At 56.6% G+C, this 25,198-nt stretch carries 26 protein-coding genes; 7 read left to right on the top strand and 19 right to left on the bottom strand.

Annotated elements, in window-relative coordinates:
* Positions 1-22: 22 nt before the first annotated feature.
* Genes K5Q35_RS06785 through K5Q35_RS06775 form a run of 3 tightly spaced genes read left to right on the top strand, consistent with a single transcriptional unit; the run spans position 23 to position 2,530 of the window.
* The gene (locus tag K5Q35_RS06785) at positions 23-880 is read left to right on the top strand and encodes a peptidylprolyl isomerase (protein WP_220798975.1); all 858 of its coding nucleotides are present in this window, start codon (positions 23-25) and stop codon (positions 878-880) included.
* Between the two features lie 6 nt (positions 881-886).
* The gene (argJ, locus tag K5Q35_RS06780; protein WP_220798974.1) at positions 887-2,113 is read left to right on the top strand and encodes a bifunctional glutamate N-acetyltransferase/amino-acid acetyltransferase ArgJ; all 1,227 of its coding nucleotides are present in this window, start codon (positions 887-889) and stop codon (positions 2,111-2,113) included.
* A gap of 18 nt (positions 2,114-2,131) precedes the next feature.
* Positions 2,132-2,530: a (deoxy)nucleoside triphosphate pyrophosphohydrolase gene (locus tag K5Q35_RS06775; RefSeq protein WP_013963987.1), complete on the top strand. Its 399-nt coding sequence runs from the start codon at positions 2,132-2,134 to the stop codon at positions 2,528-2,530.
* Between the two features lie 333 nt (positions 2,531-2,863).
* Here K5Q35_RS06775 and infB read toward each other — a convergent pair whose 3' ends face one another.
* The 6 genes from infB to pip all read right to left on the bottom strand — a co-directional run bounded on the left by infB (position 2,864) and on the right by pip (position 10,203).
* Positions 2,864-5,338 (bottom strand): translation initiation factor IF-2, encoded by a 2,475-nt coding sequence (gene infB / locus K5Q35_RS06770; RefSeq protein WP_220798973.1) that lies wholly within the window; start codon positions 5,336-5,338, stop codon positions 2,864-2,866.
* Between the two features lie 9 nt (positions 5,339-5,347).
* Entirely contained in the window at positions 5,348-5,968 is a 621-nt protein-coding gene (locus tag K5Q35_RS06765) for an RNA-binding protein (protein ID WP_220798972.1), read from the bottom strand.
* Between the two features lie 22 nt (positions 5,969-5,990).
* On the bottom strand, positions 5,991-7,607 hold the full coding sequence (gene nusA, locus K5Q35_RS06760) for a transcription termination factor NusA (RefSeq protein ID WP_013963984.1): 1,617 nt from the start codon (positions 7,605-7,607) through the stop codon (positions 5,991-5,993).
* On the bottom strand, positions 7,608-8,198 hold the full coding sequence (rimP, locus tag K5Q35_RS06755) for a ribosome maturation factor RimP (RefSeq protein WP_220798971.1): 591 nt from the start codon (positions 8,196-8,198) through the stop codon (positions 7,608-7,610). It abuts the gene before it with no gap.
* A 143-nt stretch (positions 8,199-8,341) separates the two neighbouring features.
* Positions 8,342-9,235 carry an ABC transporter substrate-binding protein gene (locus K5Q35_RS06750; protein ID WP_220798970.1) on the bottom strand — a complete coding sequence of 298 codons (894 nt, stop codon included), beginning with the start codon at positions 9,233-9,235 and terminating at the stop codon, positions 8,342-8,344.
* Complete coding sequence (pip, locus tag K5Q35_RS06745) at positions 9,232-10,203, bottom strand: prolyl aminopeptidase (protein ID WP_220798969.1); 972 nt, start codon at positions 10,201-10,203, stop codon at positions 9,232-9,234. The genes K5Q35_RS06750 and pip overlap by 4 nt, the downstream gene beginning before the upstream one ends.
* Before the next feature lie 48 nt (positions 10,204-10,251).
* Here pip and ubiG point away from each other — a divergent pair, with 48 nt between their 5' ends.
* On the top strand, positions 10,252-10,998 hold the full coding sequence (gene ubiG, locus K5Q35_RS06740; protein WP_220798968.1) for a bifunctional 2-polyprenyl-6-hydroxyphenol methylase/3-demethylubiquinol 3-O-methyltransferase UbiG: 747 nt from the start codon (positions 10,252-10,254) through the stop codon (positions 10,996-10,998).
* On the opposite strand, the gene K5Q35_RS06735 is transcribed toward ubiG, so the two are convergent.
* Genes K5Q35_RS06735 through K5Q35_RS06720 form a run of 4 tightly spaced genes read right to left on the bottom strand, consistent with a single transcriptional unit; the run spans position 10,995 to position 13,315 of the window.
* Positions 10,995-11,438: a MarR family winged helix-turn-helix transcriptional regulator gene (locus K5Q35_RS06735; RefSeq protein ID WP_013963979.1), complete on the bottom strand. Its 444-nt coding sequence runs from the start codon at positions 11,436-11,438 to the stop codon at positions 10,995-10,997. The two genes, ubiG and K5Q35_RS06735, sit on opposite strands and share 4 nt — an antisense overlap.
* On the bottom strand, positions 11,439-12,269 hold the full coding sequence (locus K5Q35_RS06730) for a carbon-nitrogen hydrolase family protein (protein ID WP_220798967.1): 831 nt from the start codon (positions 12,267-12,269) through the stop codon (positions 11,439-11,441). It abuts the gene before it with no gap.
* Positions 12,269-12,526 carry a glutaredoxin 3 gene (gene grxC / locus K5Q35_RS06725; RefSeq protein ID WP_013963977.1) on the bottom strand — a complete coding sequence of 86 codons (258 nt, stop codon included), beginning with the start codon at positions 12,524-12,526 and terminating at the stop codon, positions 12,269-12,271. The genes K5Q35_RS06730 and grxC overlap by 1 nt, the downstream gene beginning before the upstream one ends.
* Before the next feature lie 39 nt (positions 12,527-12,565).
* Complete coding sequence (locus K5Q35_RS06720; RefSeq protein ID WP_044025466.1) at positions 12,566-13,315, bottom strand: ComF family protein; 750 nt, start codon at positions 13,313-13,315, stop codon at positions 12,566-12,568.
* On the opposite strand from K5Q35_RS06720, the gene K5Q35_RS06715 reads away from it, so the two are divergent.
* The gene (locus K5Q35_RS06715; protein ID WP_220798966.1) at positions 13,314-14,132 is read left to right on the top strand and encodes a methyltransferase domain-containing protein; all 819 of its coding nucleotides are present in this window, start codon (positions 13,314-13,316) and stop codon (positions 14,130-14,132) included. The genes K5Q35_RS06720 and K5Q35_RS06715 overlap by 2 nt on opposite strands.
* 55 nt (positions 14,133-14,187) lie before the next feature.
* Complete coding sequence (gene hemH, locus K5Q35_RS06710) at positions 14,188-15,267, top strand: ferrochelatase (RefSeq protein WP_374758591.1); 1,080 nt, start codon at positions 14,188-14,190, stop codon at positions 15,265-15,267.
* A 66-nt stretch (positions 15,268-15,333) separates the two neighbouring features.
* On the opposite strand, the gene K5Q35_RS06705 is transcribed toward hemH, so the two are convergent.
* Positions 15,334-15,510, bottom strand: coding sequence for a hypothetical protein (locus K5Q35_RS06705; protein ID WP_044025465.1), 177 nt, complete (start codon positions 15,508-15,510; stop codon positions 15,334-15,336).
* Positions 15,511-15,651: 141 nt separating this feature from the next.
* Positions 15,652-16,263 (bottom strand): L,D-transpeptidase, encoded by a 612-nt coding sequence (locus K5Q35_RS06700; RefSeq protein WP_013963973.1) that lies wholly within the window; start codon positions 16,261-16,263, stop codon positions 15,652-15,654.
* 164 nt (positions 16,264-16,427) lie between these two features.
* Between K5Q35_RS06700 and K5Q35_RS06695 the strand changes: the two genes are divergently transcribed.
* Entirely contained in the window at positions 16,428-16,973 is a 546-nt protein-coding gene (locus tag K5Q35_RS06695) for a CAP domain-containing protein (RefSeq protein ID WP_013963972.1), read from the top strand.
* A 4-nt stretch (positions 16,974-16,977) separates the two neighbouring features.
* Here K5Q35_RS06695 and K5Q35_RS06690 read toward each other — a convergent pair whose 3' ends face one another.
* The 7 genes from K5Q35_RS06690 to K5Q35_RS06660 form a co-directional block, all read right to left on the bottom strand.
* Positions 16,978-17,478 carry a murein L,D-transpeptidase family protein gene (locus K5Q35_RS06690; protein ID WP_013963971.1) on the bottom strand — a complete coding sequence of 167 codons (501 nt, stop codon included), beginning with the start codon at positions 17,476-17,478 and terminating at the stop codon, positions 16,978-16,980.
* 87 nt (positions 17,479-17,565) lie between these two features.
* Complete coding sequence (locus K5Q35_RS06685) at positions 17,566-18,345, bottom strand: ion transporter (RefSeq protein ID WP_220798965.1); 780 nt, start codon at positions 18,343-18,345, stop codon at positions 17,566-17,568.
* Between the two features lie 19 nt (positions 18,346-18,364).
* The gene (locus K5Q35_RS06680; RefSeq protein WP_220798964.1) at positions 18,365-19,591 is read right to left on the bottom strand and encodes a class I SAM-dependent RNA methyltransferase; all 1,227 of its coding nucleotides are present in this window, start codon (positions 19,589-19,591) and stop codon (positions 18,365-18,367) included.
* Between the two features lie 38 nt (positions 19,592-19,629).
* Positions 19,630-21,462, bottom strand: a complete 1,833-nt coding sequence (locus K5Q35_RS06675) for an ABC transporter ATP-binding protein (RefSeq protein ID WP_220798963.1) — start codon at positions 21,460-21,462, stop codon at positions 19,630-19,632.
* Positions 21,459-23,297 carry an ABC transporter ATP-binding protein gene (locus K5Q35_RS06670; RefSeq protein WP_220798962.1) on the bottom strand — a complete coding sequence of 613 codons (1,839 nt, stop codon included), beginning with the start codon at positions 23,295-23,297 and terminating at the stop codon, positions 21,459-21,461. The genes K5Q35_RS06675 and K5Q35_RS06670 overlap by 4 nt, the downstream gene beginning before the upstream one ends.
* Before the next feature lie 170 nt (positions 23,298-23,467).
* A complete protein-coding gene (locus K5Q35_RS06665; RefSeq protein ID WP_220798961.1) occupies positions 23,468-24,646 on the bottom strand; it encodes a CCA tRNA nucleotidyltransferase in 1,179 nt (392 codons plus the stop codon).
* Positions 24,625-25,182 (bottom strand): CoA pyrophosphatase, encoded by a 558-nt coding sequence (locus tag K5Q35_RS06660; RefSeq protein ID WP_259650483.1) that lies wholly within the window; start codon positions 25,180-25,182, stop codon positions 24,625-24,627. Before K5Q35_RS06660 ends, K5Q35_RS06665 begins: the two co-directional genes overlap by 22 nt.
* Positions 25,183-25,198 lie beyond the last annotated feature (16 nt).

Genomic DNA, 25,198 nt, shown 5'->3' with positions numbered 1-25,198 from the left:
GGCCCCCTCATAGGACGATTACATGCAAAAACATCTCAGAATTCTGGCTTTTTCCGCGTTGACCGCAGCGATTGCTGCCCCTGTGGTTGCACAAGATGAAGTTACCTACACGGCGGACACGGTTGTCGCGTCGGTGAACGGCGAAGACATCAAGCTGGGTCACATGATCGCGGCGCGCGCCACGCTGGATGAACGGTACAATCAAATACCTGCTGATCAACTCTGGAACGGTCTTCTTGAACAGCTCGTTCAGCAAACGGCACTGGCACAGGGAATTGAAAGCCTATCCGCAGGGGAGGCGATGGCGCTGGACAATCAAGAACGCTCACTGAAGGCCGCCAAGGCAATCGAGATCGCGCTGGAACAGGCCATCACCGAAGAGGATATTCAGGCGGCCTATGATGCAGAATTTGGCAACATCGACCCCGAAGAAGAATTCAACGCCTCACATATTCTGCTCGAAACCGAAGAAGAAGCCATTGCGGTGAAAGAGGCGATCGACGCCGGTGCGAATTTCGCGGCAACCGCGCGGGAAAAATCGACAGGCCCGTCCGGACCGAATGGCGGCGAGTTGGGATGGTTCGGCACCGGCATGATGGTCCCGAGCTTTGAAGCCGCTACCATTGCGCTGGAAGTCGGAGAAGTCTCTGATCCGGTTGAAACACAGTTTGGCTGGCACGTGATTGTCCTCAATGACACGCGGAAGAAAGAGATTCCGACACTTGAGCAAGCGCGGGAAGGCATACAGTCACGCCTTGCAAGCGAAGCTGCCGCAACCATCATAGCCGCCGCAGCCGATGAAGCAGACATTCAGGTCAGCCCTTTTGAGAACACGGATGAGAAGGTCGAATTGATCAACCGAATGGATCTGTTGGAATAGCAGCGCATGGCCAAGATTACCGCTGTTTCGCCATTGGCGCCTGAGGCGTTTCCAAAGATGCCGATCATCGACGGTGTTTCGTTTTCAACCGTTGCTGCCGGGGTCAAATACGAAGGTCGCGCCGACGTAATGCTGGCCAAATTGGCACCCGGAACGGCGGTTGCCGGTGTCTTTACGCAGTCGGCAACCCGCTCAGCGCCCGTTCTGGACTGCCAGCGTAAATTGGGAGGGCCAACGCATGATGGTGCGGCCATTCTGGTGAACTCGGGCAATTCAAATGCGTTCACCGGGCGCAATGGGCTGGACGCGGTCGCCCGGATCGTGAGTGCTTCGGCGCGCGCGTGTGATCTGCCAGAGGCCCGCGTGTTCACCGCATCAACCGGGGTGATCGGTGAGCCGTTGCCCTTTGAGCGCATTACCGACCGCCTCGAAACACTGGCCGCGACGCTCGATCCTGCCGCCGTGGAGGCCGCCGCCTCGGCAATCATGACGACCGACACCTTCGCCAAGGGCGCAACGGCGTCCGTTGAAGTCGCAGGAAAAACAGTCTCTATTGCGGGCATTGCCAAGGGTTCAGGGATGATCGCGCCCGATATGGCAACCATGTTGGTCTATATCTTTACGGATGGCAAAATTGATCAGGCCAACCTGCAGACACTCGTCGCCGCCCACAACGAAAACACCTTCAACTGCATCACCGTAGACAGCGACACATCCACATCAGACAGCCTGTTGGTCTGTGCCACGGGTGCATCGGGCGTCGCCGTGGATGACAGCCAGACGTTCAGCGATGCGTTGCACGGCGTAATGCAAGAACTCGCCCACTTGGTCGTCAAGGACGGGGAGGGCGCAACCAAGTTTGTCGAAATCACCGTAACTGGAGCCGCGTCAGACAGGGATGCAAAGACGCATGCCTTGTCGGTCGCCAATTCGCCTTTGGTCAAGACTGCCATCGCGGGTGAAGACCCCAATTGGGGGCGCGTTGTCATGGCGATTGGCAAATCAGGCGCTCCGGCGGACCGCGACCGGCTGTCGATCAATTTTGGCGATATTATGGTCGCCAAGGAGGGCTGGGTTAACCCGGATTATGTCGAAGCGGATGCTGCCGCGCATATGAAGGGGCAAAATATCCGCATTCACGCCGATATCGGGTTAGGGTCTGGCGAGGCGACCGTTTGGACATGTGATCTGACCCATGGATACATCGAAATAAACGCGGACTATCGGTCCTGACACTGCAAAGGTTACGACATGAAAACTGTTCTGGTGTCCGCCGTCGCGTTAATCGACATTGACGGACGCATTTTACTGGCGCAACGGCCAGAGGGTAAATCAATGGCCGGTCTGTGGGAATTCCCCGGCGGCAAAGTCGAGTCGGGTGAGACACCTGAACACGCCTTGATCCGGGAGTTGGAAGAAGAACTGGGGATCAACACATGGCAATCCTGTCTGGCACCCTTAACCTTTGCCAGCCATAGGTATGATGATTTTCATTTGCTCATGCCCCTTTTCGCCTGTCGAAAATGGGAAGGCACGCCCATGCCCAAAGAGAATCAATCCTTGAAATGGGTTTTTGCAAAAGACCTTAAAAACTACCCGATGCCCGCCGCAGACCTACCGCTGATCCCGGTTTTGCGAGATCTTCTTTAAGATTCCGGTAAAAAAGTGCCGAAAAAGATAAATTTGTTAACACATTTGAATCAAATGTGTGACAAGTTTTGAGATACAACCTAGATTTGAATCGTGTCATTATCCTGGGGAGGAGAGACATGCTACGGACAATAACTCAAGGCAGTACGATATCTGTTCAAGGAACCTATGTGCGGGCGCTGCCTGATGGTAGGATTGTCGTAAGAGTAAATAACACCACCTACGCAGGCATGCCGGTCACAAAAGCCGCCTGACTAGGACAGAAGGGTACAGAATAGAAACGAAAAGAGGCAGCGTAAAAGCTGCCTCTTTTTGTATTTAGTTGACGGTCTTTTAGGTCAGGGTCCGCGTAATCTCTTCACGCTCGAAGATTTCGATCACGTCATCGGGCCGGATATCGTCGTAGTTCTCGAACGCCATACCGCATTCCTGACCAGACTGGACCTCAGCTACTTCGTCTTTGAAGCGCTTGAGCGTTTTGAGCGTTCCTTCATGGATCACCACGTTGTCACGCAGCAAACGCACACCTGCCGAACGGCGCGCGACACCTTCGGTCACCAGACAGCCCGCGACTTTGCCGACGCCGGTCACCTTGAACACCTCTTTGATGGTCGCATACCCGATGAAATTCTCGCGGATTTCCGCCGATAGCAACCCGGATGCAGCCGCTTTCACATCATCGACCAGATCGTAGATGATTGAATAATAGCGCAGCTCGACGCCTTTCTGGTTAGCTGTGTTTCGGGCAGACGTGTTCGCACGCACGTTGAAGCCCATGATCGGTGCGCCCGACGCTTCTGCCAAACCCACGTCGGTTTCGGTGATCGCACCAACGCCCGAATGCAAAACCCGCACGCGCACTTCATCGTTACCGATTTTCTCCATCGCCTGAACGATCGCTTCGGCAGAGCCCTGCACATCCGCTTTCACCAGAATCGGCAGCTCGCTGACGTCTTCGTCCGCCTTGGCGTTCGCCATCAACTGTTCAAGCGTCGTTGCAGCACCCGCCGCCGCACGTTTGTCTTTGGCTGCATTGGCACGATAAGACGCGATTTCGCGCGCCTGCGCTTCGGTTGATGTCACGTTCAGAACATCGCCAGCCTCAGGCGTGCCATTTAGGCCAAGCACCTCAACCGGAACGGATGGACCGGCCTCCTTGACGCGTTCACCCTGATCGTTGATCAGCGCGCGCACCTTGCCGTACTGCTCCCCGACGACAAAGATATCGCCTTGGCGCAGCGTCCCGTTCTGAACCAGAACAGTCGCAACAGGTCCCCGACCAACGTCAAGTTGTGCTTCGATAACAGCACCTTGCGCCGCACGGTTCGGATTGGCCTTGAGTTCAAGAAGCTCCGCCTGAAGGGCGATCGCCTCTAGCAGCTCATCAAGACCTTGCCCGGTGATCGCAGACACTTCAACGTCCTGAACCTCACCAGACATCTGCTCAACGATAACCTCATGCTGCAACAGATCCGTGCGCACTTTGGTCGGATCAGCCGCCGGGCGGTCAATCTTGTTGATCGCCACGATCATCGGCACGTTAGCAGCTTTGGCGTGGTTAATCGCTTCGATGGTTTGCGGCATAACCGCGTCATCAGCAGCAACGACAAGCACGACAATATCTGTCACCTGTGCACCACGGGACCGCATCGACGTAAAGGCCGCGTGACCAGGTGTGTCGAGAAAGCTCAACAACTGACCACTGTCTGTTTTGACCTGATAGGCCCCGATATGTTGCGTGATTCCGCCAGCTTCGCCCGCGACGACTTTGGCTTTTCTTATGGCGTCCAGCAGAGATGTCTTGCCGTGATCGACATGGCCCATGATCGTAACAACCGGTGGGCGCGTCTTTAGATCGGCATCGTCATCTTCGATTTCCTTGATGACATCTTCGACGTCGGCATCGGAAACGCGCACGATTCTGTGGCCGAATTCCTGAACGATCAGCTCAGCTGTATCCGCATCAATCGCCTGGTTTTGTGTCACCATCATGCCGTTGTTCATCAACGCCTTGACGACTTCGCCGACCTTTTCGGACATGCGGTTCGCAAGTTCAGAGACGACAATCGCCTCAGGCACCTGCACATCGCGCACGACCTTTTCACGCTCGACCTGACCGCCCATCGCTTTTTGGCGTGCGCGTTCCTGCTTGCGCTTCATCGCCGCCATTGAGCGTTGACGACCGCCTTCACCCCCGGCAAGTGCTTGATTCAGCGTCAGTTTACCGGACCGGCGACTATCGTCATTGCCCTTGCCGCCCCGTTTGTTTTCACGGTCACGGTCTTGTTGTTTCCGTTGTGCTGGCTCTGGCCCTGTTTTGGCTGCAGGGCGCTGAACAACAGGTTCGGCGGCTGGCGCTGCGGCAGCTTTGGCAGCAGCTTCGGCCTCGTCCTTGCGGCGCTTGTCTTCTTCGGCCTTGGCTTTCAGGCTTTCCTCACGCTCACGTTCCGCTCGTTCGCGTTCTTCCTGTTCGGCACGACGGCGCTCACGGTCTTCGGCACGCGCTTTTTCTTCGGCAACACGGGCCGCTTCTTCTTCGACCTCACGCGCTTTCGCCGCTTTGACCGCTTTCAGGCGGCGCTCCATCTCCGCATCGGAAATTCCGGCGGGTCGTCTGGAGGGATCCCCAATGGGTGCTTTACCACCTGCCGACATCGTCGCACCTGCTTTGGGCACCACAACGCGCTTGCGCTTGGTCTCCACCACGACGTTTTTGGTCCGCCCGTGGCTAAAGCTTTGCTTTACGTTGCCTGGACGCGGCGCACCGCCGCGAAGACCCAGAGTTTTTTTGCCGTCAGTATCGCTCATGTAGCTCGTCTATCCTTTCGGATGGCCCCTGCCATCCTCTTTTACGCGCACGCCTTTAAGTCGTTGGGCTTCCTCTACAACACGTTGCGTGAGTCCACCAGAGGCGAGCGCCCCATGTATCACAGTTTGGCGCCCAAATGCCAAACCCAATTCGTCTGCCGTCAACCAGCCAATATATGACCCGTAATGCGGCGTGCTTAGTTTCGATTTCCCACGGCCTGAGCCGTCAACTGCCTGAATAAGCACTTCTGCCTCTTCCATTTGCAGCCAGTTTTTTACCTTTTCAAACCCGGCAACGGCCCGGCCCGCCTTGCGCTGAAGCGATATCAAATCGACAACACGACGTGCCAATTGCGTTTCAACCTCGTCCACAAGTGTTTCGGCCACTTTAACGGGTTGTTTCGCAGAGCGCGAGAAGAGACCTTTGCTGACGGCCTTCTCCAACGAAGTACGATCCGCAGAGACATACATACCACGCCCCGGCAGTTTGCCAAGAATATCAGGCACGACTTCCGAATCCGGCCCAACCACAAAACGCACAAGCCCATATTTAGGCTGCACCTCGCCTGTGGCAATGCACTTGCGGTCGGGACCGTCACCGCGGTCTTTGGGAGCGCCACCGCGACCCATCAGGTGCCACCGAGGCCTGAAATCAGACCTCGGCTTCCTCCGCTTCAGCGTCTTCCGACACTTCTTCGTCGGGCTCAAGATCTGCCGGATCAACCCAGCCCAACATGACACGAGCGGTCATGATCAGGTCCTGTGCCTCTTCCAGCGTCATTTCGAATGGCTCCAGAACACCGTCGTCTTTTGACCGTTCTCCATCGACCGTGGTCCAACCGCCTGCCAGTTCCCAGTCCGCGCAGGTTGCAAAATCTTCAAGCGTTTTCACGTCATCCTTGGCCAGTGCTTCAATCATTTGGGGCGTCAGGCCCTCAAATTCAATCAGGCTGTCTTCAACTCCCAAGGCGCGTGCGCTTTCAATTGCAGCTTTATTCTGCGCCTCAAGCACATCGCGCGCCCGGGCCTGCAGTTCATTTGCTGTATCCGCATCGACCCCGTCGATCACCAGCAGTTCATCCACTTCGACATAGGCGACTTCTTCGAGGCTGGTGAAACCTTCGGACACGAGCAGCTGGGCAAAGAATTCGTCCAGATCCAGATTGTCGACAAAGAGTTGCGTGCGCAGTTCAAACTCGGCCTGACGGCGCGCGCTTTCCTGCTCTTCGGTCATGATGTCGATGTCGAGGCCGGTCAACTGAGACGCCAGACGCACGTTTTGACCACGCCGCCCAATGGCGAGGCTCAACTGCTCTTCGGGGACAACAACTTCGATCTTGCCCGCTTCTTCGTCCAGAACAACTTTGGACACTTCGGCTGGCTGCAGCGCGTTCACAAGGAACGTCGGCTGGTCTTCATTCCATGGAATGATGTCGATTTTTTCGCCTTGCAGTTCATTTACCACCGCCTGAACGCGCGATCCGCGCATACCCACACAGGCGCCAACAGGGTCGATGGAGTTGTCATAAGAAATCACGGCGATCTTGGCGCGCGATCCCGGGTCACGGGCAACGGCTTTGATCTCGATGATGCCGTCGTAAATCTCAGGTACTTCCATTTTGAACAGCTCGGCCATGAATTCCGGTGCCGTGCGGCTGAGGAAAATCTGTGGGCCACGCTGCTCGCGCCGCACGTCTTTGATGTAGACCCGGATACGGTCGTTCGGACGATACGATTCGCGGCCAATCTTTTCATTGCGACGCAGAATCGCTTCACCAGCCCCCACATCCACGATGACATTGCCGTATTCTTCGCGCTTAACGAGACCGTTGATGATGCTGCCGGCGCGGTCTTTGAACTCTTCGAACTGGCGGTCCCGTTCGGCTTCACGAACTTTCTGCAAGATCACCTGTTTGGCGGATTGCGCGGCGATTCGGCCCATTTCAACCGGGGGGACTTCTTCGATCAGTTGCTGACCGACCTCAGGGTTTTCCATGTACTGCTTGGCCTGTTCGACGGTGAACTCAGCCTGATAGTTTTCCAGCAGCTCATCTTCGACCACTGTCCGCACGCGGGTAAAGGTCGCCTTGCCTGTCTTGCGATCAATATGCACCCGAATGTCCATTTCCGCGCCGTAGCGAGACTTCGCAGCACGGGCGAGCGATTCTTCCATCGCTTCGACGACCAGACCGGGGTCGATCATTTTCTCTCGTGCCACGGCCTCAGCGGTTTGCAAAAGCTCAAGCTGGTTTGCGGATGTAATCGCCATTTATTGGTCTCCCTCAGCAGGCGTATCGGTCTCTAGCTCGGTAGAAACCTCGTCGAAATTTGTCTCATCAAGTGCACCGGCAGCCTTACGCTGGCGCAACATTTCTTTGATCAGGTCGTCCGTGAGCACCAGTTTGGCATCACTGAGCCAGTCAAATTTCAGGCCGATCGTGCCCTCTTCGACATTGATCAGAACCTCATCATTCTCAACACCGGCAAGCGCGCCTTTAAACCGTCGGCGGCCATCAATCATTTCGCCGGTTTCGATCTTGGCCTCGTATCCTTCGAACATCTCAAAGTCTTTGAGCCGCGTCAGGGGCCGGTCGATTCCCGGGCTTGAAACCTCAAGCGTGTATTCATCAAGGATCGGGTCCTCCACGTCGAGCACCGCACTCACCGCCTGACTGATCTCGGCGCAGTCGTCCACCTCGATCCCGCCATCGGGCTTATCCGCCATGATCTGCAAAATGGTCGATTTGCCCGACATCAGACGCACGCGCACCAGTTCGAACCCCATGTCCTCGATCACCGGGGTGATGATCTCGGCCATGCGGCGATCTATGGCAGCTTTTGCAATCAGGTCGTTGTTCATATGTCTTTCGTTTTGCTTCAAGCACAAAAAAACGGGCGCAGGGCCCGTTCGAAATTCCGGTTGGGCTTTCGGTTTGGACCCGAGAGCGCCACTGTTGAAATCCATATAGACCCGGTGTGCAGTCACTGCAACCCCTGATCGTCTCAGGCCATCCACCAACGCTCAGCAGCGCGTAAATTATCCAACGGCCAGCGCGATCCGGTATGATGAGGCAGTGCAAGCCGCTCCGAAACAGCGGCCGTCATTGAAACCGTTTCCGGCAAAAGCGTGATACCGGACAGGTCCGCCAAATCCGAGGTGTCCGACAGTTCCGCAGCATCCACGTAGTTGTCTCTCAACGCTTCTGCCCGCACGGCACTTGAGGAAAGCGCAACAAGCTCGACCGTATCAAACCATCCGGCGCGCCCGTCTTTATAATGCTGCGCCACCCGCTGACCCAGAAAATGCCGCCCGGGCTGAAAGCGCTGAACCCTGTACAGGCCCGTGCCGATTCCATCCGACATCGCCGCTGCCATGTTCCCGGCCGGATAAATAACCAGCCGTGGATCGGATAGCCGGTAAGGGAAATGCGGATCACCTTCGTGCAACTCGACCAAAACACGTTGCGCATCAAGAACTGACACCCTTGCGACATCCGCAAGCAACGTTTGACGGTGCAGATCAAAGGATGCGATCACATCCTGTGCCGAAAACCGCGTCCCGTCATGAAAATCGACATTCTCGCGCAAGGTAAGGGTCCAGACCTGCGCGCGCGCATCCCCTTCCCAAGCGGTCGACAACTCGCCATGAAGCGTTCCGTCAGCAGCAACTTCGGTCAAGGTGTCAAACACGGCACCCACCGTGGCCACCTGCATGAACAGACCGTGGTCTTGTCGTGCGTCAAAACTATCTGTGCGGCGCGCACCTGACAGGGCAGCGCGCAACCGACCGCGCCGCGCCGGACTTGCCTGCGCAGACACACCGGTCGCCGCCAGCAAAGCCGCAGCAGCACCCGTGGCAAAAAGCGCCCGCCGGTCCATATGTGAGCGCCGTGTCATCGACCGCCAATCCTGTCCATGGTGCGCACGAGTTCGGCGCTGATCCCCGGTTCCGAAAGCGCATGACCCGCATTGCGAACGATCTTCAATTCGCAATTGTCCCAAGCCTCAGCGAGGCGATAGGCGCTTTCGGGTGGGCAGATCATATCATAGCGACCCTGAACAATGACGCCGGGAATATGTGCAATCCGACCGACATTCGCCAGAATCTGTCCATCAAAGTCCAGAAAGCCAGCGTTCGAAAAATAGTGATTCTCGAGCCGGGCGAAAGCGCGGGCATATTCACCGGGACTGTCTCCCGTCGATCCCGACGAATGGATAGATGCCAGCGCGTTTTCCCACGACGACCAAGCCTTGGCAAAGCGCGTTTCCTGCGGCATGTCGCCGGAAAAAAGCCGGCGGCGGTAGGCTTCGATCAGATCGCCCCGCTCGTCTTCGGGGATGGGTCCGGTGAACCGCGCCCAAACCTCTGGCCAGAACTTGCCCGCGCCGCCGCCATAGAACCAGTCAAGCTCGGCCTGGGTCATCAGGAAAACGCCGCGCAAGACCAGATGACGCGCGCGATCCGGGTGCGTTTCTGCATAGATCAGCGACAGCGTTGCGCCCCAGCTGCCGCCAAACACGATCCAGTCATCAATATCCAGCGCGCGCCGAATCAATTCGATGTCATCGACAAGATGCCATGTGGTGTTATGCGTCACGCTGGCATGGGGCCGTGAGCGACCGCACCCACGTTGATCAAACAGGATGACGCGAAAAATTGCAGGGTCAAAATAGCGCCGCATTGCCGGGCTGCATCCGCCACCGGGCCCCCCATGCAACACGATCACCGGTATGCCCGTGGGGTTGCCACATTGCTCAACATAGACGCGATGTCCCTGACCAACATCCAGCATCCGCTGATCGAAAGGATCAACCGGGGGGTACAGGTATTGCACTGCGCGCTTTTGGTCCGAGAATTTATCCATTAGGGGCCTATATAGTACGGAAAGATACATGATCATATGGAGCCGAGAATGCAAGCGCCACAAACAACTGTTGATCCGTCTGAAATTGCTAAATTTGAGGCAATGGCGGCTGAATGGTGGGACGAAAACGGGAAATTCAAACCACTGCACATGCTGAACCCGTGCCGGTTGGATTATATTACCACGCAGATTGCGGGTGAATTTGACCGGGATATGGCCACGTCAGAGCCGTTCAAAGGATTGCGTATCCTCGACATCGGTTGCGGGGGCGGTCTGCTGGCTGAACCCATGGCGCGTCTCGGGGCGGATGTCGTCGGCGCAGATGCGGCAGAACGCAATATCCCGGTCGCGCGCGTGCATGCTGAGCAGTCAGGCCTGACCATTGATTATCGTCACACCACCGCAGAAGCGCTCGCCGCGGCGGGAGAGCAATTCGACGTGGTCCTCAATATGGAGGTGGTGGAGCATGTGGCCTCCCCCATCGACTACCTGATCGCCTGTCGTCAGCTTCTTAAACCCGGTGGGTTGCAGGTCTGTTCGACACTGAACCGGAATCCGAAATCCTATGTGATGGCCATCATCGGGGCTGAACATGTGATGCGCTGGCTGCCCAAAGGCACACATGAGTGGTCCAAGTTCATCACCCCTGATGAGCTATATGACCTTTTGCGTCAGGCGGGAATGGACCCCGTTGACCGCAAAGGTTTTGTGTTTAACCCGATCACATGGTCGTGGAAGCTGTCGGATCGGGATCTGAGCGTGAACTACGTGACGGCAAGCATCAAGCCCGCCTAGCTCTCATCCCCGAGCAGCATGCGCATCTCGCGCAGAATGGGTATCGCACCGCGCACCTGTTCTGCGCCCATTTTATCGACCATCTGAGTGATCACAGGCGTGACAGTCCCGACCGCATAGTCGCGCGCCTGACGCCCTGCGGGGCTGATGGCGACAAGTTTGCGCCGCGCGTCATCCCAATCGGGGCGAATGTGCACGTAACCTGCCCACTCCAGCTTGCCCAAGGTGTTGGTCATAGCGCCCCGCGTCACATGCAGTGTCTCCGCAAGTTGCGCAGGGGTGCGTTCATCCGCAATCCACGCCAGATGATTCAACACCGAGAAATGCGAGATTTCCATCCCCTTGGGCAGCACACGGCTGAGGCGGGCGCGCACGAGCTGATCAGCCGCCATAACTTCGGTAAAAAGAGCTATCGCAAGGGCGTTTTTGTCGTCATTCATTCAGGGACCATCGAAAAGGCGCGCATTCGCAAGGCTTGGAATTCTCGCCCGCGCTGACCCTACTTGTTCCATATGCAGATCGGTCATGTAAACGCCCGGTTGCGTACCTGCGTCCAATTGCACATCTCCCCATGGGCCAACCACCAAAGAGTGGCCATACGTTGCCCGCGTCTTGTACTGTTTACTGGGATGTGTGCCGGTTTGTGCGGGCGCCAGAACATAACATCCGGTCTCAATCGCGCGCGCGCGCAGCAACGCATGCCAATGCGCCGCACCCGTTACCGGGGAAAACGCGGCCGGCACGGTCAGGATGTCCGCACCTGCGCGCGCCAGCGCTGAATGCAGCGCCGAAAAACGCACATCATAACAAACGGTCATGCCTATCGTCGCAAATTCTGTTTGCGCGGTCACAGCATGTTGCCCCGGCCGATATCCATCCGATTCGCGATAGGTTTCTTCGGGCGTGACCTGCACATCGAACATATGAATTTTATCGTATCGCGCCACAATGGCCCCCTGGGGGTCGATCATGAAGGACCGGTTCGCAAAGCGCCCATCCGCATCCCCGGTCTTTAACGCCAGCGACCCGATAAGAATCCAAACACCCAGCGCGCGCGCCTCTTGTTGCAGTGCTTGCAGGGTCAGATCGTCCGCCTCATGCGACAAGACCTCACGCTGATGCGACCGGCTTGTGGACAGACAATTCGTAACTTCAGGCGTGAGTATGAACTTTGCGCCCTGAGCAGCGGCCTGCCGCAGGTACCCCAACGTGACCGGGAGGTTTTCTGCCGGATCATCCGAAACATTAAGCTGTAACAAGGCGGTTTTCATTACGCGGCCAGCAACTGATCCAGCTTGCCAGCACGCTCAAGCGCATAAAGGTCATCACAGCCACCGACATGGAGATCACCCACAAAGATTTGCGGGACCGTACGGCTACCGTTGGCGCGCTGCACCATTTCCGGCTTGCGGCCCGGGTCCGCCAGAACATCAACCTCGGCAAAGGTGATTCCCTTTTGCGACAGCAGCCGCTTGGCCGCATGACAAAAGCCACAGAGGGGGGAGGTATAGATTTCCACGTTTTTCATTTAACCGATCCTTGTTCAACACAGGTGCTGACAAGGCATTTAGGTATTTTTTATCACGCGCGCTAGGGTGACGACGTAAACCGGGCCTGATCCGGCGGCAAGACAGGCATCTGTGGCCGATGACAGAGTGGCCCCAGAGGTAAAGACATCATCCACCAACAGGATCGGTCGGCCCGCCAACCGGTGGCGTCTTTTTGGATGCGCGCGAATAGCACCCTTGACCGAGGTGAACCTGACTTCTTTGGTCATGCCGTCCATGGGCTGCGTGCGCCGCTGTCGTTGCAAAAGGTCGGGACAGACCGGCAAGCCGGCATGCCGGGCAAGGGCCTGCGCCAGCAACGCGGATTGGTTATAGCGACGCTTCAAAAGGCGCATCCAATGCAATGGAATCGGGGCCACCAGCATATTTTCCAACGGCAGGTCTTCAATCGCGCGCGACATCCAAAGCGCGGCAGGCTCGGCTATTTCCTGACGATCGCCGTGTTTGAGCGCAAGCACCATGCGCCGCGCATTGTCTTTATACAAAAGCGCTGCGCGTCCCTTCGTCCATGATCTGGGTGTGATCATGCAGTCATCGCATTTAAGGCAGTCGTCATGGTTATCGCCCGGCAAAGGCGTCCCGCAACTGTCGCAGATCGACCCGCCGATAAATGGTGTATCCCGCCAACAGCTGCCACAAAGACCGAAATCGCTTTCGACCTGTCCACCGCATCCCAGACACCGGGGAGGGTACACAAGTGAAACTGCCGTTTGAAAACCTAGCTGCGACACCTTAATTGATCCTTTCATGACCAAACACACAAAACTAACCGACACGCAGGCTCTTGAACGCCACCGCGCACGCGCTGTGCCGGAGGAATTGTTTTTGCAAGAATCGGCAGCGGACGAAGTGCAGGATCGACTGTCCTTGGTTAATAGGGCGTTTACGGCACCTGCCGTTGTCACGCCTTTTCCCGATCTCTGGCAGAAACATATGCCCAAGGCGCTCATTGTACCGGACAGTGAGACGCTGGACCTTGAGGTCGGCGCGCATGATCTGGTCATCCACGCCATGTCGCTGCACTGGGCGAATGATCCTGTCGGTCAGCTGATCCAGTGTCGGCGGAGCCTGAAACCCGATGGGCTGATGATTGCAGCCACATTGGGCGGACAAACCCTGCAAGAACTGCGCAGTTGTCTCAGCGAGGCGGAAATTGCCCTTACCGGGGGGTTGTCACCACGGGTCGTCCCAATGGGAGAAATCCGCGATCTGGGTGCGCTGTTGCAGCGGGCAGGATTCGCGCTGCCGGTTGCTGACAGCGTGACGCTTCGCGCACAATACCGCGACGCGTTTCACCTGATGCATGATTTGCGAAACATGGGTGAGACAAATGCGCTCGATCAAAGGCGACGTTTAGCCCCCCCGCGCAGGCTTTTTGAACAAACGGCAGCGCTTTATGCAGAAAACTATGCAACCGAGGCAGATCAGGTCAATGCAACGTTTGAACTGGTCTTTTTGACAGGCTGGGCGGCAAGTGACACGCAGCAAAAGCCGTTACGTCCGGGATCTGCAAAACAACGCCTTGCGGATGCCCTGAGTGTACCAGAGCTGCCGTTGCATGATTGACCCGAGCCAAAAACCGTCTATCTGACGGTCATGGCCTGTAGACAAGGAAAACAACATGCTGGATAGCAGCTCCACAGTGAAGGCAATGGCACGGCCCACGCATGCAGCGACCGACCATCCGGAGGTCGCCAAGCCCAAGATCGGCATTTTGCTGGCAAATCTTGGGACGCCGGACAATTACGACTACTGGTCGATGCGCCGGTATCTCAACGAGTTCCTGTCTGACCGCCGCGTTATCGATTATAGCCCCTGGATCTGGCAGCCGTTGCTGCAGTTGATCATCCTGTCCAAGCGGCCCTTTTCCAGCGGCGCTGCGTATAAATCTATCTGGAACGAAGAAGACGGTGAAAGCCCGTTGATGACGATCACAAAAGCCCAGACCAAAAAGGTCAAAGAGGTGATGACCAAGAGGCATGGCAACGAAGTCATGGTTGATTTCTGCATGCGTTACGGCAATCCGTCCACCCGATCCAAAGTTGCGGCGATGACGGCGGCAGGGTGCCGTAAGATACTGTTTTTCCCGCTTTATCCGCACTATGCGGGTGCGACATCAGCCACGGCAAATGATGAGTTTTTCCGCTCGCTGACCTATGAGAAATGGCAACCGACGACCCGCACGGTCGATCCCTATTTCGATCGCCCCGACTATATTGAGGCGCTGGCACAGTCGATTGAAAAAGCCTACGCCGGGATGGTGATCAAACCCGATATTCTGGTCTGTTCATACCACGGCGTTCCGATCCGCTATCTGATGGAGGGTGACCCCTATCATTGCCAGTGCCAGAAAACGACGCGACTGCTCAAAGAGCGGTTAGGCTGGGCGGATACCGAAATCACGACGACGTTCCAGTCCAAGTTTGGCCCCGAAGAATGGTTGCAGCCCTATACCGTCGAGGAAGTCGCAAGGCTGGCAGAAGCGGGTAAAAAGAACATCGCTGTCTGCGCGCCCGCATTCTCGGCGGACTGCATTGAGACACTTGAAGAGATCAACGAAGAAATCAAAGAGAGCTTTGAAGAGGCGGGCGGTGAACAGTTCACCTATATTCCCTGCCTGAACGATGATGACGCGCATATAACCGCGCTGTGCAACACGATCGAAGACAACCTCAAAGGTTGGATCGAGCCACAAAACTGATCATATCGGACAATAAAAAAAGGCGGCGCTGAAAAGCACCGCCTTTTTTAATAGCTTGAATTCCTATTAGGAAACAGCTGCTGCAACGATAACGAGCAGGAGCAGTGGAAGCAGGATACCCGCGGAAGAACCTTGTGTTTCTTCTACGATGACCGGTGCTTCAACAATTGGCTCTTCCAAAGAACCAGCAAATGCTGTCGATGCTGCTGCTGCGAAAGCCGCTGCGAGAACGAGTTTTTTCATGTATTAAACCTCCAGAAAAGGCATGCCACGCAAAGCGATAGCACACGCCCAAGTATTACGTCGTGATTGACTGTAAAGCACCAAAGGTTTGTTTTTGCAAACCAGATTCCACTTTTTTAGCCGCAAACCGCCGAGATGTCGTCAAATTAGCAACACCTGTGTGCCGACTTCAGACAGTTCGAAAAGTTCAGCAATGTGTTCATTGAAAAGCCCGATGCAGCCATTGGACGATTGCCGACCGATTTTCCGGGTGTCGTGCGTTCCGTGGATTCTGTAGTAGGTCCAGCTCAGATAAAGAGCGTGCGTACCCATGGGGTTATCGGGTCCCGGGCCAATAAATTCTGGCCAATCCGGGTTGCGTTCCAACATGGAGGGCGTGGGCCGCCAGCTTGGACCCTCGACCTTGCGCACGATTTTGGTGCGTCCACGACGGGTCAACTCTTCGGAGAGCGGCACGCTTGATGGATAGAGTTTATAGAAATCGCCACCCTCCGCCCAGTAATGAAGCGCCCGGCTGTCGATATCGACAAGGATCGCGCCTTTTCTCAGGTCTGAGAAATAAGGCTGCCAATCAAGTGTGCGAAAGCTCGATATATTGCGGCGCACCGATTCCGTCAGATCCCGCTCACCCTGTGTGGTGCCTGAGGAATTGACCGATCCCAGATCCTGCGCGATCACCGGAGACGCCAGCAAAGCAGCACTGCCTGCCAGAAATGCCCGGCGTCCGGGTTTCTTGAAGTTCGGTTCAGACATTAGATGTCTCCATAAATTTCGTAATACTGGTTTTGCGCAACAATATGGCCAGAATGCCTCAGTCGCAAATCAAAGAGATGTCATCACACCGGCTTGATGCGAGTGCGTTTGATATATCGCCGATTGCGCGATATGTGGCAACACGACCGTTTGAGGAGAACCGAATGATCCGCCTGATATCGCTGCTTATTGCGTTAACCGTCGCTCTGTCTGCCTGTGCGCCGACGTCATCGAGCTCGCGGTTGGGCTCTGACGGTAAACCATTGCCGCAACTTTACCGAATCAAAGACCGTGATACGGCGAATATTCAGTTCCGAATGCTGGATGCGGTGAACGCCTTGCGCTCCGCCTCGGGTCAGGCCCCTGTAGCGCTCGATGCACAACTAAATGCAGCCGCGGCGACACATTCGCGGGATATGTCCGTGCAAAACAGGCCATGGCACTTTGGATCGGATGGCTCGTCGCCGATTGATCGTGTGCAGCGGGTTGGTTTTTCCGGCACGCTTGTTGGTGAAAACATCTCGGAAACCTATGAAACCGAGATCGAAACACTTGCCGCCTGGATGGAAAAGCCCGACACCCGGCGCGTTATTCTGTCCCCCGACGCAGACCGTCTGGGTTTTGCCTGGTTTCAGGAGAGCAAAGGCAAGATTTGGTGGACCTTGATCCTTGGCAAATCTTCAGGTGCTTCTTCAGGTCTCGGGACCTGATACGTCAGGCATTCAACTGGATCAGCGTATCGTTTTGGACCATCGCGTAGATTTCTTCCATTTCCGGATTCGTGACGGCGATACATCCCCATGTCCAATCAGGGTCGTCATTTCTAAAGGGTGATTTCTGCCCATGTATGAAAATGTCACCACCCGCTGATTTCCCGACCGCCTTGGCCGCCGCGTAGTCGTTCACATTGGGGTAGGAAATGCCAAGCGACAGATGGAAATCACTGTTCGGGTTGCGGCGATCAATGCGATACAGCCCCTCAGGTGTTTTACCATCCCCTTCGAACTGTTTGTGTCCAACCGGCGCAAAGCCAAGATGGATATCGTAACTTTTCAGCAGCGATTCGTTGTGCAAAAGATGCATCCGTCGCGCACCCTTGTTCACCACAACAAATGTCACTTCCGGGCCTGAGTATCGTTTAAATTTCGATCCTGTCGCGCAGGCGCTCAAGGACAGCAACGCGGCTGTCCCCATCAATAACTCTCGTCGACGCATTTTTGCTGTCCTGTTTTGTCGTTCCGACATTCTGCTCTTTTTTAAACGTTTAGCATGGCCAAGACGTTAAGCAAGGTCACAAAAACGTTAGGACGGCGGCTTGTCGTTCAGTTTCTTTTCAATCGCCACCAATCGGGAAAGCACCTCATCCCGGTAGGCATCCGTTTGCTCGCCCGCCTCTTGCTGGTGCGCGTCCTGCATGGAATTCACGATCAAACCCACCAACAGGTTCACGACCGCAAACGTCGTCATCATGATGAAGGGAATGAAAAACATCCAGGCATAGGGATAAACCTCCATCACAGGGCGCACGATTCCCATCGACCAGCTTTCCAGCGTCATGATCTGAAAAAGCGTATATCCACTTTGCGGCAGCGACCCGAACCATTGCGGAAAACTGGCCGCAAACAGTTTCGTTGAAATGACCGACCCGATGTAAAAGATGATCGCCATCAGAACGAAAACACTGCCCATACCCGGCAGGGCCGTCACAAACCCTTCAACCACGCGGCGCAGGCTGGGCGCGACGGAAATAACGCGCAGTACCCGCAGGATACGCAGGGCCCGCAGCACCGACATCGTTTGTGATCCCGGAACGAGGGCCGCGCCAACAATCAGGACATCAAAGATATTCCAGCCGCTTTTGAAAAACCGCCGCCCGCGTGCGACCAGTTTCAGGAAAATCTCGACAACGAAAAAGGTAAGACAGGCCTTGTCCAGCATGATGATCAGATCGCCCGCCACGGACATGGTCTCGGGCGAGGTTTCCATCCCCAGCAAAATGGCGTTGAAGATAATCACGGCAATCACGAGGTTCGTCACCCAACGATTGTCCAGCCAGATATCAAGTTGCTCTCTTACACCCATCGGGCTCTCCTTTATGCGCTTACCGCATATGTGCAGCGGTAAAGCTCGCGGCAAGCTCTACGTGCGCGGACCAGCGGAATTGATCCACCACCTGAACCCAGTCCAGCACATACCCGGCAGCACATAACACGGCCGCATCGCGCGCGAATGTCACGGGATTGCACGATACATAGGCCAGTCGCCGCACATCAGCCTTGGCAAGCTCGACCACCTGCGCCTCGGCCCCTGCGCGCGGTGGGTCCAGCACGACAGCATCCACCTTGGTCAACTCCATCGGCACGAGTGGGCGGCGGAACAGATCGCGCGTTTCTGTTGTGACATTTTTCAAACCATCCGCATGACGCCAACCCGCATCCAGCGCTGCGATCATGTCGCCGTCGCCTTCAACCGCGTGCACTTCGCTGTGGCGCGCTAAGGGCAACGCAAAGGTGCCGCAACCGGCAAACAGATCGACGATCCTGCCCGCGCCGCGCGTGATTTCGCGCACGGCGGACAGCAATGCCGCCTCCCCATGGAGTGTCGCCTGCAAGAAGGCGCCGGGCGGGGGTGAAACACTGATACGGTCGAATTCGTAAAGCGGCGGGGTCCGCACAGCGACGATCTCGTCGTCCCACGACAGTCGCGCAATGACTTCTGCCTCGCAAATCGCGGCAAGACGCTGGCGCAGCGGCCCATCCAGCGGCTTTCCTTTTGATGCCGCCACATCCAGCCCGGATTTGCCCAGCGTTACGCTGACCGCCAGTGCGGTTTTGCGACTGGCGCCTGCGATCGCCAACTCTTCTGCGATGCGCGCGCCCTGCAAAACGCCCGGGTCCAGAATCTCGCAGCGTTCGACCGGGATGATCGTGTCTGAGGCGCGCCCGTGAAACCCGACCATGGCACCCTTCTTCGTGCGCCGCGCCGCAAAGCCAGCACGGCGACGCGATTTAGGCGGTGATGTTTCGATCTCGCGAAAAACGGTCTCAAGGTTGTGGCTGGAAAGCGCCTGACGGACGACGTCCACCTTCCAATCGGCAACAAACGCATCATCCGCATGTTGCAACTGACATCCACCGCAGGATTTGTAATGCGGACAAGGTGCGGAAACGCGTCGATCTGAGGGCCGGAGCACTTTGACATCGTGCAGCATCTGCCCGTCGATACGGCCCTCAACTGTTTCACCGGGCAAAACGCGCGGCACATAGACCGGGCCTTCGGCGATTCCATCCCCATGAAGCCCCAAGCGTTTGATCAAAAGTTCTGTCATGGGACTGCTTTACGTTTGAATGAGGGCCGCTGCCAGCCCTACTCCGCCGCCTGCGTGCGAATAAACCCGCCCGACTGCCGATCCCAGTACTGCGCATAGAGGCCTTGCTGTGCCAGCAGTACCTCGTGACGGCCATCTTCCACGATCTGGCCGTCTTTCATGACAATGATCCGGTCCATTTCGGTCAGCGTGGAAAGCCTGTGCGCAATGGCCAGAACCGTTTTTCCCTCCATCACGCGCTCCAGCGCGGATTGAATGGCCGCTTCGACCTCACTGTCGAGCGCGCTTGTCGCTTCATCCAGAACAAGGATCGGCGCATCCTTGAGAATGGCGCGCGCCAAAGCAATCCGCTGGCGTTGCCCGCCTGACAGTTTCACGCCCCGTTCGCCCAGATGCGCATCATAGCCCGTGCGGCCACGATGATCCTCAAGGTCCTGGATAAAGGCGTGTGCCTCGGCCTTTTGCGCCGCGGCGATCACTTCTTCGCGTGTCGCATCGGGTCGACCATAGAGGATATTATCCATGGCAGAGCGGTTGAACATGGCCGTTTCCTGCGTGACCATCCCGATATTTCTGCGCAGGCTTTCCTGTGTCACCTGCGTGATATCCGCGCCATCAATCGTGATCTTGCCCTTTTCGGGATCATAAAGACGCAACAAAAGTGCCACGAGCGTGGATTTACCCACCCCGGATGCCCCGACAATGCCGATTTTCTCGCCGGGGTGAATGGTCAGGTTGATCCCCTGCACACCACCCGTTTGACGCCCATAGGCAAAGCCCAGATCATGCAGTTCGATCTGCCCGGCGGGCACCTCAAGCGCCATAGCGCTGGCATTATCCTCAATACGCTGGCGCGGTGTCAGAGTTTTGATCCCGTCTTCGACTTCACCGATGTTGGAGTAAATCTGCATCAGCGTGAAGCTGACCCACCCGGTCATTTGCGCAATGCGGATCGCCACGGCACCCGCCGCAACGATATCGCCTTGTGTGGCCTGCCCTGCCTGCCACAGCGTGATCGTCCCGCCGATCAGCAATACAGGTAAAAGCCCCGCCAGCGACATGAGCGCAAAGCGGAACCCTGCTGAAAGATACCCAAACGCAAGGGCGCGTTCGCGGAACGTCTGCATCGCGCCCAAAGCGGCCCGGTCTTCGTACTCGGCATGGGCAAAAAGCTTGACCGTTTTGATATTGGTAATGGTATCGACGATCTGCCCGGACACCATTGCCCGCGCACCAGCACGCCGCGCCGAACGCTCACGGATGCGGGGCAGGAACCAGTTGATCAGCGCGAAATAGACAACGAGCCAAACCGCAAAGCAAAGTGCGACACGCCAGTCGATTGCAAAAAGCAACGCAACAGAACCGATCAGGGCCGCCAGCGCAAAGGCCACGACATTGATCAATTCAGACACCACATCCGTAACCGCCCGCGCCGCCTGCATCTGTTTCTGCGCAATCCGCCCGGCAAAGTCGTTGTCAAAAAACCCGACCGTCTGGCCCAAAGTCCACCTGTGCAAACGCGACAACACCAGCGGGTTCACATTCGGCATGACAACGATGGAGTTCGTGGCCGACGACAGACCATATAGAACCGGGCGCGCCAGCAGGAAGAAGGCCACAGCGCCGACCACGACAGGCAGGTTGTCACCGGAATAAAACTGATCCGGCGTGGAACTCGCGGTGGCGTCAATGACCAGCCCCAAAATCAAGGCCGTGCCGACCTCCATCGCGCCAGCCAATGCCGAGAATATGGTGGCCAACCACAATGCAGGCCACGATCCTGACAGGCACCAGCGCATAAACGGCCCAAGCGACTGCGGCGGGGGTCCCTCGGCACGGCGAAACGCGTCTATCCAGCCTCCAATATTCACACGTTTTCCTCAACACTCAGAAATCCACCCGACTGGCGGGCCCAGAAATCTGCATATAGCCCGCCTTTGGACAAAAGCGCGTCATGGCTGCCATCTTCGACAATTCGCCCCTTATCCATCACCAGAATCCGGTCCATCTTGGCGATGGTGGAGAGGCGGTGCGCAATCGCAATGACGGTTTTACCTTCCATCATGCCATAGAGCGTATCCTGAATGGCGGCTTCGACTTCGCTGTCGAGCGCGGAGGTCGCCTCATCCAGCAACAGGATCGGCGCGTCTTTCAGAATGACCCGTGCCAGCGTGATACGCTGACGCTGCCCCCCAGACAGTTTGACGCCCCGCTCACCGACATGCGCGTCATATCCACGACGACCTTCGGGATCCTCAAGGTCGAGAATGAACTCATGCGCCTGTGCCTGTTTGGCCGCCGCAATCATCTCATCTTCGCCTGCACCCGCCCTGCCATAAAGCAGGTTGTCCCGCACAGAACGATGCAACAGCGAGCTGTCCTGTTGTACCATACCAATGGCCAGACGCAGACTGTCCTGCCGGACCGTGCTGATGTCCTGACCATCAATGGTGATCCTGCCCGCTTCGACGTCATAAAAGCGCAGCAGCAATTTGACCAAGGTGGATTTTCCGGCACCAGATCGACCGATCAGCCCGACCTTTTCACCGCGACGAATGGTCAGATCAATCCTGTCCAGACCACCGCTGGTGCGCCCGTAATGGTGGCTTAACCCTTCGATCGAAATCTCACCCGAGGTCAGGTGCAGCGGTTTTGCAGCGGCATTATCGGTGAGCGTTATGGGCTGCGCGATGGTCTGCATCCCTTCAGCGACGACGCCCAATTCCCGGAAAAAGCTGGTCAGCGCCCACATGATCCAACCCGTCATCGCATTCAGCCGAAGCGTCAGCGCCGTGGCCGCCGCGACCACACCAACGCTGGCCGTTCCCTGCACCCACAACAACATCGCCCAGCCGACAACACCGATGATCAACACACCATTCAGCATGACCAGAACCACATCCATCTTGGTGAAAATGCGCATTTCTTTCTGGAATGTGACGCGGGTCTCTTCGATCGCCTCGCGGGCATAATCAATTTCGCGTTCGTGATGGGCAAACATCTTGACCGAATGGATGTTGGTATAGGCATCCACCAACCGCCCCGTCAGCTTGGAACGGGCATTTGATGCAGCTTCAGACGCAGGCCCCACGCGCAAAACCGTCCAGCGCACCAACGCACCATATAGTAAAAACCATCCCAACAGCGGGATCAACAGCCGCGGGTCAGCGGTGCTCAGCAGGATGGCAGCACCCAGAAAATACGCCAGCGAAAACGACAGCGCATCAAAGATCTGAAATACGACCTCGCCTGCGGCGGACGGTGCCTGCATCATCCGGTTTGCAATCCGGCCCGCAAAATCATTTTCGAACCAGCCAACAGATTGCCGCAAAACGTGGCGATGATTGCGCCACCGCATCAGGTTTCCAAAGTTGGGCAGGATAGCGTTGTTCAAAACCAGAACATCCAACGCCTGTATTGCAGGGCGCAAGAACAGGATGAACAGGGACACAAGGATCAATTCCGTCGCATGCGTCGCCCAGAAAACGGCCGGATCGCCGTTCATCAGATCAACGACGCGGCCCATATAATAGATCAGCCCGACCTCGATCCCGGCGACGATGATCGACATAAACCCCGCCACGAAAAAAAGTTTGCGAAACTGCCCGGCGAAACTCCACAAAAAGGGCCAGAGTTTTGCGGGCGGCTGATCGGTTTCCACATAATCAGCATAGGGGTCGATAAGGTTTTCGAAATAACGGAACATGGGCGGAGGCCTTGGATTCAAGATGTACGAAACGTCCAGACGCCGTTGCGGCAAGTCCGGCAGGATAGGGTTATGACAAGCTTAGTTGTCCCAGATCCCGCGATACATTTCGTATTCCTCCGTTGTGGTGTGAACGGCGTAGCAGAAAATCAGGGCGGTTGTCGAGTGCCTCACTCCAAAGCGAGCAACGCGTCGCGCGTCAGCGAAAATCCCGATGCAATCCATTGCTGTTCCAACAGGCGCACCCGGTCACCCAGCGCCTTGCCCTGGTAGGTCGGCATCAGATCTGCCGCCTTGACGGGAAATTTTGCATCAGCCCCCTTGGAAATCTCATCCAGTGCTGAGATTGGCAAAGGCTGGCTGGCAAAAGCCGCGCGCAAGATCGCCGCGCCGCGTGCGACATCAGCGTTTTCACGATAGGCAATCTCAGCGAGTGACATGGGGCCAAAGCCAAACGCCTGAAGTTGCTTTAGTTTTCGCGCCTCTGCCCGGCTGAGCCTCAGGGAATCTTCTGCCGTATCGCCCCCCAAGGCCGAAAGCCGCAACACCGGATCAGGCACATGGCACATGGCGGCTTCAAGATGGACAACTGGCCCCAGAAACTGGTCATCGCTGCCCGGCAAAACAATGCCAAGACACCCGGTCTGCCGCATCACTGCCACCGAAGGCGCCGGGTCGGGCGCGCGCAAAAGCTTCATCATTTCTGCGCCAATGCGTTCAGCTGAAAGTTGCGCCAGTCCGGCGGTATTTTGCGCAATTGCATCCAGCGCATCGGGGTCAAACCCAGCGTCGGGATTCGCATACCAAGCATGAAATCTGAAAAACCGCAGGATCCTAAGATAGTCTTCGCGGATACGTTTTTGCGGGTCTTCGATAAATCTGACGCGCCGGTTCAGACAGTCTTGCATCCCGTGCAGAGGGTCCACAAGCTGCCCATCAGGCGCGGCATAAAGGGCATTCATCGTGAAATCCCGCCGACGGGCATCTTCCCGAATATCGGTTGAAAAACACACGACTGCATATCGCCCATCGGTCGATGTGTCGCTCCGAAAGGTCGTGACCTCAAACCCAGTGCCGCCGCTCACGATGGTCACAGTTCCATGATCCAGACCCGTGGGAACCGCCCTGAGCCCCGCCGCATTGGCCAGACGCATCACGTTTTCGGGCGTCTGATCGGTTGCAAGATCAACATCGGATCCGGCAATCCCCAACAGTGCGTCGCGCACACAGCCGCCCACGAAGTAGACCGCGCCGCCCTCAGACGACAGAGCCGCGCAGACAGCTTGCGCATCCGCGTCATGCAGCCAAGCGGTATCAGTCGGCAGGTTTATGACATCTGATCGGTCCATGCCCGCAACATACGCGCAGTTGCGCCCCAAATGTAATAGGGCCCGAACGGTACCGCAAAGTAAGACCGCCGCTGGCCGCGCCACATCCGGCCTTCAATGGCGAAGTTGGCCTTGTTAAGAACATGGCTGAGCGGAACCGTGAAAATCTCTTCGACTTCGCCGGGTTCAGGACGCTGCTCGAACGCGGTATGGACGTATCCGATTACAGGCGTCACCATAAAACCTGTAACCGTTTCATGTGCAGGCAACTGACCCAAAACCTCTACATTTGACGGATGTAAACCGATCTCCTCATGGGCTTCCCGTAGTGCCGCGGCGGTGACATCGGTGTCCCCCTCATCCTGTTTACCCCCCGGAAAGGCAATCTGGCCGGGGTGATGTTTCAACCCCGAAGACCGCTTTGTCAGGATAAGGTGCAGACCCTTTCGGTCTTCAAAGACCGCGACCAGAACCCCGGCGGGGCGTAGTTTCCGCCCCGCTGGCAGCACGGTATCCGGGTTAAGATCAAAATCAGACGAAGGTCGCCCAGCGCGCATCAGAGATTGCCTGATT

It is taken from the genome of Roseobacter sp. OBYS 0001, from assembly GCF_019654895.1.
Taxonomy (GTDB): domain Bacteria; phylum Pseudomonadota; class Alphaproteobacteria; order Rhodobacterales; family Rhodobacteraceae; genus Roseobacter; species Roseobacter litoralis.
Note: the sequence above shows the minus strand (reverse complement) of the source record. Positions and strands in the feature narration are given on the sequence as shown.